This is a genomic window from Spirosoma arboris (genome assembly GCF_009754945.1).
GTDB classification, from domain to species: domain Bacteria; phylum Bacteroidota; class Bacteroidia; order Cytophagales; family Spirosomataceae; genus Spirosoma; species Spirosoma arboris.
The window spans coordinates 276,513-289,077 of sequence record NZ_WPIN01000004.1; the positions used below are offsets into that span (position 1 = coordinate 276,513).

The following is a 12,565-nucleotide window of genomic DNA, read 5'->3' on the forward strand; positions in this document are numbered from 1 at the left end:
TTCAGTACCAGAGCTTGTAGAGGTAAACATAAGTCGACATCTTTTATCCTGTCGAAAACTTATCTAACAAACCTCTGTTTCGCAATCGTCTTCGGCGACTATTTCGGTTTCGAGCGTTGCGTGGCTAATTTTTTGGTGTTCGAGTCGATGGCGGGCGTCGTGCTTGAGGGCAACGATCTGTGGATCAGAGAGGCCCGGTTGCAAGACGAGGTGAGCAGTAAGTGCATTTTCGGTCGTGCTCATAGCCCAGATGTGTACGTGGTGTACGTCTTTTACACCCGCTACGGCTCGCAGGTCGGCTAGGACAGCGGCAAGGTCAATGCCCACCGGTATGCCATCCATTGATAGTCGCAGACTATCTGTCAGTAGCCGCCACGTTGAGCCCATAATGATAACCGCAACAAGAATACCGATTACCGGATCGAGCCAGGTCCAGCCCGTGAAATTGATCAGAACACCAGCTATAACCACACCTAATGAGACCAGCGCATCGACAGCTAAATGCAGGTAAGCCCCCTTGGCGTTCAGATCGTGCTCTTTATTTCGAAAAAAAAGCAGTGCCGAAACCGTATTGACAACAATGCCAACCGCTGCAACCCAGGCTACGGCACCACCGGCCACCGGTTCTGGGTGACGGAATCGCTGGAGACTTTCCCAAAAAATAGCACCAATAGTAATCAGTAGAATAACAGCGTTGGTAAGTGAAGCCAGCACTGTACTCTTCCGATAGCCGTACGTAAAACTCGGCGTTTGCCGAATGCGCGCCAGCCTAAACGCCAGCAATGACAGGAGCAAACTCGCTACATCGCTGAGGTTATGGCCTGCATCGGCAATAAGCGCCAGTGAGTTATAGTAAAATCCCAGGACAAATTCCACGACGACATAGCCCGCGTTCAGAATAGCCCCAATGATTAACGCCCGGTTAATGGAGGTTAAAACGGTAGGGCCATGATTGTGGCCAGCGTGGTCGTGGTGATCGTGTTCGTGCGCCATGTATAAAGTCAGGTATGGTCAGGGTTCGTCAGATTTGGTCAGGAGTTGCGAATGGATTTAAAACTAATCCTGACAACTCTTGACTAAATCTGACAATTACCTGACCAATTCAATCAAAGCTTAAGTTTAATGCCCCCATTAATGATTCGACCATCGGTTGGAGCATAGATGTCTGTAACGAAAATAGGTTGTGTAACCGTGCCGCTCACCAACGGCTCGAAGCGCGACTGCCGCACATCGAGAAAGTTTTCGAAGTTAATAAAAATGCTCCCCTTTGTGTGTTGACCAAACGACCATTTCCGCTCAATCATATAGCCAAGTGTCCAGTAAGCGGGCGTAGTAGTGCCATTTGTTCGTTGCTGCGTTCCCGAATAAAAAGCTTCAAACCCGGTTTTAAGTCGATCCGTTTCGTAAAGCGTGGTAAAGTAAAGCCGGTGCTTTGCCGTCAGCGGAATCATGCCTGTCAGGTTATCGTACTGCCGTTGTGTATCAATAAACGAGTAGCCCAGAAAGCCATGAATGTCGTGATAAACCAGGCGGACATTGGTCTCAAAACCCCGCGTAGATAGATGCCCGTTGGCCGTTCGGAAAGTGTATCTGGCTCCCTCGGGAGTCAGTACGGTTAAGCGGTTCAATTGGGTATAAAAGAACAACTGATTAATGGATAGTGTGGTTTTATCCCCCAACTCAGTACGGTAATTAATATCCCAGTTCAACCCCATTGATGATTCGGTTTGGTCGCCGTTGATTGATCCTAGATTAACATTTCGAAAGGACAGGCGTTCGGCATCTTCGGTGAAAATGGTTGGCGCTTTATAGCCCAGTCCTCCACCCAGCCGGCTCGTCCAATGATCGGCGGCCCGGTATAGTAATGAAAAGCGAGGCAGTAGAAACAACTTCGGACGGGACGAGCCTGTTGCAAGGCTCACTCTCGTTGTTACCGCGTCGGCACGAAGGCCGGTCTCCAGACTAAATTGCTCGGAGAGCGTTAGGGTGTTCTGAAGGAACATACCCACGATGTTCTGCCGATAAATAACAAATGAGCTTGAGCTATTGGCTGGGTCTTCCTTCCAAAAGGTGTCCGTCCAGAGATTTAAGCCCGCAATCCAGTCTGCTTTTTTCTGGTGTTTAAAATAGCTCACTTCCGAAAAAGACGATTGCTGTAGCCCATCAAAGCTGTAATCAGGTAAGATAATTGCCCGTCTGAATCGGCTATAACTATTCTTGATCGTTAATACCGCGTCGTTACTAAACCGCTTTTCCAGCCGAAACTGAGTAGCTAGCCGTCGGGAGTCGTTGGCTTCGGTATAGCCCGTTGACGTTTCGCTTCGAATCGTCGGCACATAACCACCTGTCCGGTGCTCATTAACCCAAATTACCCCCGCCGAAACCGTTGTAGTTGGACTAGGATACCAGAAAAATTTCGGTTGAATCGTCGTACGAGCTGTTTGCGGAAGGTCCGAAAACTGATCATTATTGACGTCATAAACGCGCTGCAGGTTACGCGTGGCATAGAACGTTAAGCCCACCTTTTCGTTGCGCTGAGCATAATACGCATTGAGGTCAAGGCCGAGGGCCGAGGTGCCATTAATCAGAAATGACAAATCCCGCTCTCGGGTTGGTTCTTTCGTAACCAGATTGACGAGTCCGGCGATAGCGCCACTGCCGTACAAGGTTGACTGGCAGCCTTTCACCAACTCAACCTGTTTCAAATTTAGGGGTGGCACCTGCATCAGACTCAGGCCACTCGAAAAGCCACTGTACAACGGAAGTCCATCCTGCAACAGTTGCGTATAACGGCCATCTAAACCCTGAATCCGAAAGGTGGCATTCGCCGAAGTAACCGATGTTTGCTGCACCTGAATTCCCGGACTTTCACGTAGAATAACAGCGATGTTGGCGGGTTGCATATTCGCCTTTTCGTCTAGTTCTTCGGCGTCGATTACCTCGATGCGTGTCGGTTCGTCGGCAACGCTTCGTCCACTTCGTGTAGAGGATACGGTAATTTCGTCGAGTGCCTCTTCCGATGGTTCGAGCAAAATTTGAAGTGTATCGTTACCCGGCGTTATCAGTGTATGATGAGCTGACTCAAAACCGACTGCCGAAATACGTAGTCGATAGGGGCCAACTGGCGGTAGGTGCATCTGCGTGAAACCGGCGGTATCGGTCGCTGCACCAATTGATGTGCCAACCAGGAGAATGGTAGCACCAGGAATGGATTGTTTGGTAAGCGCATGACGAACAGAAACGCGTAAAGTATCCTGGAGGAAAGGAAGATTCTGGGAAGTCGTCCCCCGGAATGCCGTCCCACCCCAAACGGTGTGGGAAAAGAATAAAAATAAAATAACGTTTTTCATCCTGTATGGAGATACAATGGAACATATCGACTGATGGATGACCAGTCGGAAGAAAATCCATGAAAAACGATTACAATTTAGGCGGCTGCCAGATGGACATCGCTACATCTGACTGATTAGGAGATTGATAGATAAATAGTTGGCTAGTAGGAGCCAGTGCGTTTAGCAGTGCGGGAAGCGTATAGCTAAGCGGTCGGGGAGTAAAAAAACCAAGGCAGGTTGTACAATGGCAGAACGGACTGCAAGGGGCTTTGTGTTCGTCGTCGTCTGCCGAATGAGAAGTTGATGTGCTGGTTGTATGATCTGATTGCGCATGGCACTCTGCATCCGGACAGGGCAAGCCCGTTAGCAGCAGAATCCATAACGAGAAAAGACACATAACCACTTTCATACCTGCAAAGGTAGCCGACGGGGTAATGCAACAGGTAGTCAAAAAGGGATAAACTCTTGTTTTTGCCGGTTCAATGAGGTTAGTTTGTGTTAACGTTCTTTGTTTTCCGTCAAATTAGCTAATGGTTTTCCTGAGAGGTTCAGGAAATGAAAAAGGAATCGTGTGAAATTCACGAGCAGACGTTGCTACTGTCAGTGACCATTTAGAAAAGGGTTTGCCCTCGATGTCCATTGTCTTACCCATCGGTTCGCCGAAGCGGGAAGGATGAGAAGGACGGCAGATACCGTCACAAGCCAGGAGACTTGCCTTAGCTTTGCTGATTACGCCCACACGAAATTGGGCTTCATCAAGATTGACTATCCTATTTTTTTTCCTGCTTCTTCTCGAAGCCTGGTTAGGTATGTCGTGTTGGTAAAGTGGTGATAACGTGGTAAGCGTATGGAGTTCGGCATCGAACGCGATCAACCATTTTATTTATTAACAACATGATCGCACACAATCTCGGCTATCCACGAATCGGTAGCCACCGCGAACTCAAACGGGCCTCCGAGCAATTCTGGGCCAACAAAATCACTCGTGAACAGCTTCAGGACGCCGGTCGACGCATTCGACAGGATAACTGGCTGACCCAACAGCAGGCTGGCATTACGCTGGTTCCCTGCAATGACTTTTCGTTCTACGATCAGGTACTCGACATGTCCCTGACCGTTGGTGCGATACCGAAGCGGTTTCGACCGTTACTCGCTCAATCGACCGAGGCTCAACCAGCTACTGACCTGCTAACGCTCTACTTTGCTATGGCGCGTGGGTATCAGCAAGATGGATTGGACCTGAAAGCGATGGAAATGACCAAGTGGTTCGATACGAACTACCACTACATCGTTCCGGAGTTTACTGCCGACCAGACGTTTACATTGCTCTCTGAGAAGGTTTTTGACGAATTTGGGGAAGCGAAGCAAACGCTGGGTACCGCGCCAAAGCCCGTATTACTGGGGCCAGTTTCGTATCTGTTACTTGGGAAAGAGAAAGAAACGGGCTTCGACCGACTGGACTTACTGGATCGACTATTGCCGGTTTACGAAGCGATTCTGACCCGCCTGCAAGCGCAGGGAGCCGACTGGATTCAACTCGATGAACCTATGTTATCGTTGGATCTGACGAATGATCAACGGGCGGCTTTTGCTAAAACCTACAATCAACTGCGGGTGCAATTTCCGAAACTTAAATTGCTGCTGGCGTCGTATTTCGAGTGCTACGGGGCCAATTTGAATCTGGCGATTCAACTGCCGGTCGATGCGCTGCACCTGGATTTGGTTCGGTGCCCAAATCAGCTGGATGATATTCTGCAAACCGATTTTATCCACAAGCAAACTCGTCTGTCATTGGGTGTGGTCGATGGGCGGAACATCTGGCTAAACGATCTGGAAAGGTCACAAAAAACGATTCAACGAGCCGTTGAGAAAATTGGTCAGAATCGGATTCTCATTGCGCCTTCTTGCTCTCTGGTACACGTTCCCTGCGATCTGAATTCGGAAACCAACGAGCAGGGATTAACGCCCGACATTAAGCAATGGATGGCATTTGCCCGGCAAAAACTGGACGAAGTGTCAACACTCGTTACGTTATTCCGCGAACCAACAAATGCCCAGGCAACGGCCGTTTTAACCGCTAATCGGGCTGCGTTGGTTGCCCGCCGAGAATCAACTCTGATTAATCGCCCCGCCGTGCAAGCACGGCTAAGTCAGTTGACCGAGAAAGATGCGCAACGTCAGGGTGAATTTGCCGAACGGCAACCTCTGCAACACGAGCGTCTGCAATTGCCGTTATTCCCAACTACAACGATTGGTTCGTTTCCGCAAACGGAAACCGTGCGCGCCAACCGTGCGAAGTTTAAGAAAGGAGAAATCACGCTCGGACAATACGAAGACTTCATTCGGGCAGAAACCGAACGAGCTATTCGCTGGCAGGAAGAAGTTGGGCTGGACGTGCTGGTGCATGGCGAGTTTGAGCGCAACGACATGGTCGAATATTTCGGTGAACTGCTCGACGGGTTTGCCTTCAGTGAAAATGGCTGGGTGCAGAGTTACGGTTCCCGTTGTGTGAAACCCCCAATTATTTACGGTGATGTTTACCGTCCCGAACCCATGACAGTTCGTTGGTCGCAATATGCTCAATCATTGACTAACAAACCCGTTAAAGGAATGCTGACCGGACCGGTTACCATTCTGCAATGGTCGTTTGTTCGCGACGATCAGCCGCGCCGGGATACTTGCCTGCAAATTGCGCTGGCCATTCACGACGAAGTTGTCGATCTGGAAGAGGCCGGGATTCGGGTTATTCAGATCGATGAACCTGCTATTCGGGAAGGGCTTCCATTGCGGAAAGAAAATTGGAAAACTTATCTGGATTGGGCCGTACGCGCGTTCCGAATTTCGGCTTCTGGCGTGCAGAATGACACGCAGATTCACACACACATGTGTTATTCGGAGTTCAATGACATGATTGAGGCCATTGCTAATATGGATGCGGATGTCATCACGATCGAAACGTCGCGGTCACAAATGGAATTGCTGGATGCGTTTGTCAATTTTAACTACCCTTACGAAATTGGACCAGGCGTTTATGACATCCATAGTCCACGTGTACCGACGGTAGACGAGATGGTCGATTTGCTCCAGAAAGCGACAAATGTGTTGCCTGCTCGTAATGTATGGGTAAATCCAGACTGCGGATTAAAGACGCGTCGTTGGGCAGAAACGACCGAAGCATTAAAAAATATGGTTCAGGCCGCCCAAACAGCCCGCGAATTAGTTATTGAATCTGCATAATCATAAATAAAAGGTCTTCTGTCAATTGGTTGGCAGAAGACCTAACTTTGCACTATGGATTTCTGCGGACCTTACGACAAATACCTTGCTGAACATCATCGGGAATTTCTGCATGCTCCATTATTAGCGGGCTGGGAATTCATGCAAAGGGTACCCCTAACAACTGAAGAATCAGGGTGGATGTCGTTGGCAAAAGCGCAGGACTGGAAATTGCCCGCGTCAATTCGCCATGAATTATTAAGTGACAAATGGGCAATTGTGATCACGGATATCGATCAGATTATCCAATATGTGAATCTGCCGTTTGAAGAAATGACGGGTTATTCCAGCCAGGAAGTCTTGGGGCGCCGACCAGGTTTTTTACAGGGTGAAGGCACATCCCAGCGAATTCGTCAGCACATCAAACAGGGTATTGACCGGCAGAAATCAGTACGTGGGCGGTTGATGAATTACCGAAAAGACCAGACACCTTATGTGTGCCAGCTCATCATTCGGCCAATTGTAAACCGGCAAAAACAAGTAGTCAATTTTATTGCCTTTGAACAGGAGGTCGGATCCAATGGAAAATCAATTGTCCGGTAAGCACGAGCACACTGCCTGTCCCCGTTGCCACCGTGTATTCGAGTGCCGTGTCGGGAGCATCAATTTGTGTCAATGTCAGGCAGTTCAACTGACTTATGATCAGCTACAGTATGTTCGATCGGCCTACCAGGGGTGTTTGTGTGCTGACTGTTTATTGGCCGTTCGGACGGAATACAATCGCCTGACTCACCAGAAAATACTAACCGATTTACTACGTGGGCATTAACGAAACGCCAGAAATAGAGGCCCGAATCGCAGCGGCCGAAACCAGAATCTTCAAAGCTGTTTTTCCCAGTACAACCAATCATTACGATACGCTTTTTGGGGGCACTGCCCTGCAACTAATGGACGAGGTGGCGTTTATTGCTGCTACCCGGTTCTCGCGGAAGCGTATGGTTACCGTTTCATCCGATAAAATCAATTTTACCAAGTCTATTCCGGCAGGTACCATTATCGAACTGGTAGGCCGGGTCGAACACGTTGGGAACACCAGCATTCGGATTGCCGTCGAGATTTATGTCGAGGAAATGTATTCGATGGAGCGACAAAAAGCCATTCACGGATCATTTACGTTCGTGGCGCTTGATGAAGATAAAAAACCAATTCGCATTGTTTAACAGAACGATTTAATTTTTCTGACAGGATTTACAAGATTTACAGGATTGGTTTTCACCCGTCAAAATCTTGTAAATCCTGTTAATCCTGTCAGGAAAAAATCATACTCCGGCTACCGGAAATCATGAATTACAAACTGACAACTACGCTTAAAAAAGCAGATACCGAAGGCCGAATTCCGGCTTATACACTAGATCAGTACATTCGGAGTGAATTGTCGCAGCAATTAATCAACCAGCTAATACCCCACTTATCAATTGCCCGTACGGATAATCCAGCAAACACAAATCAGGAAATCGTTGAGTTTTCGACGGAGTTGATTTTGTTAAAATCGCATCAATGGCAACAGGTAAAACAATCGCTGACTGGAGCGTTGGAATCACTATCTCCTGATCAACAGATTTCACTTCAAAAGCTTATTCTCGAGGTCGACCAGGGTTAAACGTAGTAAACGGTATTTTTTAAGGTCAAATTTTCTTTTTGCAACATTGTTGCAAAAAGAAAATTTGACCTTACTTTTGCCCCATGGCAAATCGAACTAAAGCATCAACAAGTCATCTATTGGTCGAAAAACGCTTGCCCGTTACGGTGTTGAGCGGGTTTCTGGGTGCTGGCAAAACCACGCTACTTAATCATGTGCTTCATAACCGGCAGGGCTTGAAAGTCGCGGTTATTGTCAATGATATGAGTGAGGTAAACGTCGACGCTGAACTGGTTCGGCAGGAGGGATCGCTCTCGCGCACAGAGGAGAAATTAGTGGAATTATCGAACGGCTGTATTTGCTGCACCCTTCGCGAAGACCTGATGATTGAGGTCGAGAAACTGGCGCGGGAAAACCGGTTCGATTATTTGCTCATTGAGTCGTCAGGTATTTCGGAGCCGTTGCCCGTAGCACAGACATTCTCGTTTCAGTCTGATGATCTGGACGGAGAAAACAGCGTTGATCTGTCACGATTTGCTCGTTTGGATACGCTCGTGACAGTAGTCGATGCCTTTAACTTTTCCCGCGATTTTGGGAGTGTCGATACGGTACATGATCGCGACTTGAACGAAGATGCCAGCGACACCCGCACCATCGTGAATCTGCTCACCGATCAGATTGAGTTTGCGAACGTCATCATCCTGAACAAGACCGACTTGCTCGATACGTATCAGGTTGGAGAGCTTAAGGCTATTCTCCAAAAACTGAACCCAAAGGCGAAGTTGGTTGAAAGCAAATTCAGCAACGTTGATCCTGCCGAAATTCTGAATACAGGCCGATTTGATTTTGAGGAAGCCTCTCAGTCGGCGGGTTGGATTCAGGAATTGCAAAATCACAAAAATGGCAAGGGGCATACGCCTGAAACGGAAGAATACGGAATTTCATCGTTTGTGTTTCGCGACCGTCGCCCGTTTCACCCAGTACGTTTCTGGCAGTATTTGAGTGAGAACTTTCCGGCGGGTATTCTTCGCAGCAAGGGCTTGTTCTGGTTAGCTTCCCGGCCAAACGATGCGTTGAATTTCAGTCAGGCTGGGGGAAGTTTGCGCGCCGAATCGGCGGGTGTGTGGTGGGCCTCAATGCCATTCAATCAGCGCACTCGTTATGGCTCATTTCTGGAAAATCAGACGTCTATCGAGTCGCGCTGGCACAAACGGTTCGGCGACCGGCAAAACGAATTAGTCATCATCGGGCAGGACTTGAATCCGGAACAAATCACAAAAGAGTTACAGGATTGCCTGTGCACCGAACTGGAATTGACGCACATGGAAACTGGTGGCGTTTTTAAAGACCCATTTCCGGTATGGGAGTAAATGATTGTTCCAAAAAGTCAATAATTCAGTGTTTTAAGAATTTCATTCAGGTATACATTCATGGCTTCATTTCATTCAGACTACGAAATAATTATTGTTGGTGGCAGTTATGCCGGTTTAAGTGCTGCGCTAGTATTGGGTAGGTCGTTGCGTCGGGTATTGGTGCTGGATAGCGGAAAACCGGCCAATCGGCAGACGCCCCATTCGCACAGTTTTCTAACGCGAGATGGAGCAACACCCGCTGAGTTAACGGCTATTGCCCGACAGCAGGCACTGGCTTATCCAACCGTAATGATTGAAACCGCTACGGTCACGACGGCAGTAAAACAAGCAAACGAATTTGTTGTCACGACAGAGGCTGGGGCTTCCTATTCCGCCAGTCGACTGTTGCTTGCCACAGGACTAACCGATGAACTTCTACCCATTCCCGGTTTCGCGGAATGCTGGGGTATTTCGGTGCTGCATTGTCCGTATTGTCATGGTTATGAGGTGCATGGTCAGCCATTGGGCGTGTTGGCAAATGGCGATGCTGGCTTTGAGTTCGGGCGGTTGATTCAGCACTGGAGCGCCAACTTTACGTTATTTACAAATGGTCCTTCTACGTTATCGGATGAGCAAACGGCAGCCTTTCAACGTAATAAAATCAAGATTATTGAAACGCCCATTTCGTCAATTCCTCACCAGAATGGTCAGTTAAGTGGCCTGTTACTCGAAGATCAAACGCATTACCCACTAACTGCTTTATTTGCACGAGTCCCTGTTCGTCAGGCATCTACTATCGGTGAGCAATTAGGTTGCCTGTATGACGACATGGGTTTTATTCAGGTAGATGAGTGGGGCCGAACCAATGTGCCAGGCGTGTTTGCGGCTGGGGATACGCATACCATGATGCGCCAGGTGATGGTGGCTGGAACCAATGGGCTGCGAACGGCCGTCTGGATCAACAAAGAGATGATTGAGGAGGCTTTTTAACAATGTAGTGCCGAGCGTCCCGGTCGGTCGTGAAGCTATCTATTTCTCTACCGACCTTCCCGGTCGGCACTACATAAGTTTTTGCTCGAAAAAGAACAGCCTTGATTATCGTGCTGTACCTTTGTTCCAGATGAAAATCGCACTGGTCTATATCCTCCTGATCGCAACACTACTGCCAACAGTCAGTCAGTGGGGGACCATTGCTTATTATCATGTCAATAAGGATTATATCGCCCGTGTTCTCTGTGAAAACCGCGATAAGCCTCAGCTGCATTGTGATGGCAAATGCTATCTGGCGAAAAAACTGAAGGCCCAACAGGATCGACATGATAAAGAGACCGCTGCCCGCTTGCAGCATATGCCGATCATTACGTTATTCTGCTCCGAGATTAGTTCTTTTCTGATGGTGCCGCAATCCATTCGATTGTTTGTGCACCAATTACCAACTTACCTACTGTCGGATTATCGTGTGCCCCTGGCCGCCGTTTTTCAGCCTCCTCAGGCTTAGTTGATTGTACCCACGGGCTTCAGTGTTTCTAGCTAACTCATACACGGGCTGAAGCCCGTGGGTACAATTTAATTACTTCACATTCTGTTTTGCGGTCTTTGCGAGCTCAATCGCAACCATAAACCAACGCTTTCCCTGTCGGCAACGAGTTGTTTGTGATTTGTCCTGAGTTTATTTAGGTGACCAATCTGCCTTTGTTTTCCGGGGAAACACGCTCATCATTCGCCGTGATGATGCGTGTTCGATAATCATTTCGTTTCTATCAATCCAGAATGCTCACAATTCGAGTAGACCTAACCATGTCATATCGATATAGTATTCTTTTTATTGCCAGCCTGATTGTCGTGGTCTGGCTGAGTGCCTGTCAGAAAAATGAATCGGTAACGCCAACGCCGGTTGGTACCGTATACCTGCATCTGCACACTAATCTGGATAGCAGTGAGGTGGACGACTACGGCACAATTTATCAGGACGGCAATGGCCACCGTATTTACCTGACCCTGGCTCAATTGTACGTTTCAGGCGTCAAGGCGATTAAAGCGGACGGCTCGACGGTGTCGCTGGACAGCGCTATTATTTTGAAAACGAAGGAATTCGAACAGTTCCGGGTGCAGCAACTGCCAGCGGGCGAGTATAGCTCTGTTAGCTTTCTGGTAGGATTGAATGCCACAACTAACCAGGCGAATCCTGCCAGTTATCCAGCTACGAGTGCGCTATCGGCTCAACAACCTAGTATGTGGTTTGGCTCAACGAATCAAGGCTATATGTTCGTCAATGTACAGGGTGGTGTCGACACGACCAAAGCCCAAAATGCGCCATTGGCCCAGTTTCAGCCGTTCTGTTATCAGCTAGGCACGGCCGATGAATTGAAGACGATCACCATGCCGACGGAAAAATTCACGATTTCACCGGGGCAGGGACAGGAGGTTCACATCACCATCGACTACGCCAAACTTCTACAAGGACTGAATCTGAAAACCGAGAACAAAGCGACGCCTTTTAGTAATCTGACAGTAGCCAATAAGGTAACCAACAACATACCAGCCATGTTTCGTTATGAGGAATAATGCCAATGGCGCAACTGGTTGGGCTATAGGTCGGGCGCTTGAGCTACTGATCCTGAGTTTGCTACTGAGTTGTAGCAAAACACCAGTCGATCCACCCGTTACGTTGCCGGCTACAGTCTCGTTTCAGCGCGATATTCAGCCGATATTTTCGACAAACTGTAGCTTATCGGGTTGCCATCTCAGCCCTAATCCGAAGGGTAATGTCGACCTGTCGGCGTCGGTTGCGTATAGCCAATTGTGGAAGCATCAACTCGTTGATACGTTGCATCCTGAACAAAGTGTGCTCTATATCCAGATGAACTCAGTGAGTGATCCGATGCCGCCGACCGGTCGTTTGCCCGCAGGGACGATTGCGCTGGTATACAAATGGATTCAGCAAAAAGCGCCTAATAATTAATTTCTTTAATAGGTTGATTGATAGCTATTTATAAGAAATGCTTCTGGTCTGCTTTTTGCTTTAG

At 48.3% G+C, this 12,565-nt stretch carries 13 protein-coding genes and 1 riboswitch; of the genes, 10 read left to right on the plus strand and 3 right to left on the minus strand.

Annotation, left to right across the window (positions count from 1 at the left end; genetic code table 11):
* Nucleotides 1–63: 63 nt before the first annotated feature.
* The 3 genes from GO755_RS12245 to GO755_RS12255 form a co-directional block, all read right to left on the minus strand.
* A complete protein-coding gene (locus tag GO755_RS12245) occupies nt 64–993 on the minus strand; it encodes a cation diffusion facilitator family transporter (protein ID WP_157585093.1) in 930 nt (309 codons plus the stop codon).
* A gap of 113 nt (nt 994–1,106) precedes the next feature.
* Entirely contained in the window at nt 1,107–3,350 is a 2,244-nt protein-coding gene (locus GO755_RS12250) for a TonB-dependent receptor (RefSeq protein ID WP_157585095.1), read from the minus strand.
* A gap of 70 nt (nt 3,351–3,420) precedes the next feature.
* Nucleotides 3,421–3,783: a DUF6660 family protein gene (locus GO755_RS12255; protein ID WP_157585097.1), complete on the minus strand. Its 363-nt coding sequence runs from the start codon at nt 3,781–3,783 to the stop codon at nt 3,421–3,423.
* Between the two features lie 63 nt (nt 3,784–3,846).
* A riboswitch (cobalamin riboswitch) is annotated at nt 3,847–4,065 on the plus strand.
* 161 nt (nt 4,066–4,226) lie between these two features.
* Between GO755_RS12255 and metE the strand changes: the two genes are divergently transcribed.
* From metE to GO755_RS12305, 10 genes are all read left to right on the plus strand, one after another.
* Nucleotides 4,227–6,569 carry a 5-methyltetrahydropteroyltriglutamate--homocysteine S-methyltransferase gene (metE, locus tag GO755_RS12260; protein WP_157585099.1) on the plus strand — a complete coding sequence of 781 codons (2,343 nt, stop codon included), beginning with the start codon at nt 4,227–4,229 and terminating at the stop codon, nt 6,567–6,569.
* Nucleotides 6,570–6,623: 54 nt separating this feature from the next.
* Nucleotides 6,624–7,151: a PAS domain-containing protein gene (locus GO755_RS12265; RefSeq protein WP_157585101.1), complete on the plus strand. Its 528-nt coding sequence runs from the start codon at nt 6,624–6,626 to the stop codon at nt 7,149–7,151.
* Entirely contained in the window at nt 7,129–7,377 is a 249-nt protein-coding gene (locus GO755_RS12270; RefSeq protein ID WP_157585103.1) for a cysteine-rich CWC family protein, read from the plus strand. Before GO755_RS12265 ends, GO755_RS12270 begins: the two co-directional genes overlap by 23 nt.
* Nucleotides 7,367–7,768, plus strand: coding sequence for an acyl-CoA thioesterase (locus GO755_RS12275; protein ID WP_317165853.1), 402 nt, complete (start codon nt 7,367–7,369; stop codon nt 7,766–7,768). Before GO755_RS12270 ends, GO755_RS12275 begins: the two co-directional genes overlap by 11 nt.
* Nucleotides 7,769–7,890: 122 nt before the next feature.
* Nucleotides 7,891–8,208: a hypothetical protein gene (locus GO755_RS12280; protein WP_157585105.1), complete on the plus strand. Its 318-nt coding sequence runs from the start codon at nt 7,891–7,893 to the stop codon at nt 8,206–8,208.
* An 83-nt stretch (nt 8,209–8,291) separates the two neighbouring features.
* On the plus strand, nt 8,292–9,557 hold the full coding sequence (locus tag GO755_RS12285) for a GTP-binding protein (RefSeq protein WP_157585107.1): 1,266 nt from the start codon (nt 8,292–8,294) through the stop codon (nt 9,555–9,557).
* 60 nt (nt 9,558–9,617) lie between these two features.
* Nucleotides 9,618–10,529, plus strand: coding sequence for an NAD(P)/FAD-dependent oxidoreductase (locus GO755_RS12290; RefSeq protein WP_157585109.1), 912 nt, complete (start codon nt 9,618–9,620; stop codon nt 10,527–10,529).
* A gap of 130 nt (nt 10,530–10,659) precedes the next feature.
* Nucleotides 10,660–11,037, plus strand: coding sequence for a hypothetical protein (locus GO755_RS12295; RefSeq protein WP_157585111.1), 378 nt, complete (start codon nt 10,660–10,662; stop codon nt 11,035–11,037).
* A gap of 272 nt (nt 11,038–11,309) precedes the next feature.
* Nucleotides 11,310–12,104: an MbnP family protein gene (locus tag GO755_RS12300; protein WP_157585113.1), complete on the plus strand. Its 795-nt coding sequence runs from the start codon at nt 11,310–11,312 to the stop codon at nt 12,102–12,104.
* A complete protein-coding gene (locus GO755_RS12305; RefSeq protein ID WP_157585115.1) occupies nt 12,094–12,501 on the plus strand; it encodes a hypothetical protein in 408 nt (135 codons plus the stop codon). Before GO755_RS12300 ends, GO755_RS12305 begins: the two co-directional genes overlap by 11 nt.
* Nucleotides 12,502–12,565 lie beyond the last annotated feature (64 nt).

Coding starts and splice junctions, on each gene's coding strand:
- GO755_RS12270 (WP_157585103.1), top strand. CDS start 7,129: ATGGAAAATCAATTGTCCGGTAAGCACGAGCACACTGCCTGTCCCCGT.
- GO755_RS12290 (WP_157585109.1), top strand. CDS start 9,618: ATGGCTTCATTTCATTCAGACTACGAAATAATTATTGTTGGTGGCAGT.
- metE (WP_157585099.1), top strand. CDS start 4,227: ATGATCGCACACAATCTCGGCTATCCACGAATCGGTAGCCACCGCGAA.
- GO755_RS12295 (WP_157585111.1), top strand. CDS start 10,660: ATGAAAATCGCACTGGTCTATATCCTCCTGATCGCAACACTACTGCCA.
- GO755_RS12300 (WP_157585113.1), top strand. CDS start 11,310: ATGCTCACAATTCGAGTAGACCTAACCATGTCATATCGATATAGTATT.
- GO755_RS12265 (WP_157585101.1), top strand. CDS start 6,624: ATGGATTTCTGCGGACCTTACGACAAATACCTTGCTGAACATCATCGG.
- GO755_RS12250 (WP_157585095.1), bottom strand. CDS start 3,350: ATGAAAAACGTTATTTTATTTTTATTCTTTTCCCACACCGTTTGGGGT.
- GO755_RS12245 (WP_157585093.1), bottom strand. CDS start 993: ATGGCGCACGAACACGATCACCACGACCACGCTGGCCACAATCATGGC.
- GO755_RS12280 (WP_157585105.1), top strand. CDS start 7,891: ATGAATTACAAACTGACAACTACGCTTAAAAAAGCAGATACCGAAGGC.
- GO755_RS12305 (WP_157585115.1), top strand. CDS start 12,094: ATGAGGAATAATGCCAATGGCGCAACTGGTTGGGCTATAGGTCGGGCG.
- GO755_RS12285 (WP_157585107.1), top strand. CDS start 8,292: ATGGCAAATCGAACTAAAGCATCAACAAGTCATCTATTGGTCGAAAAA.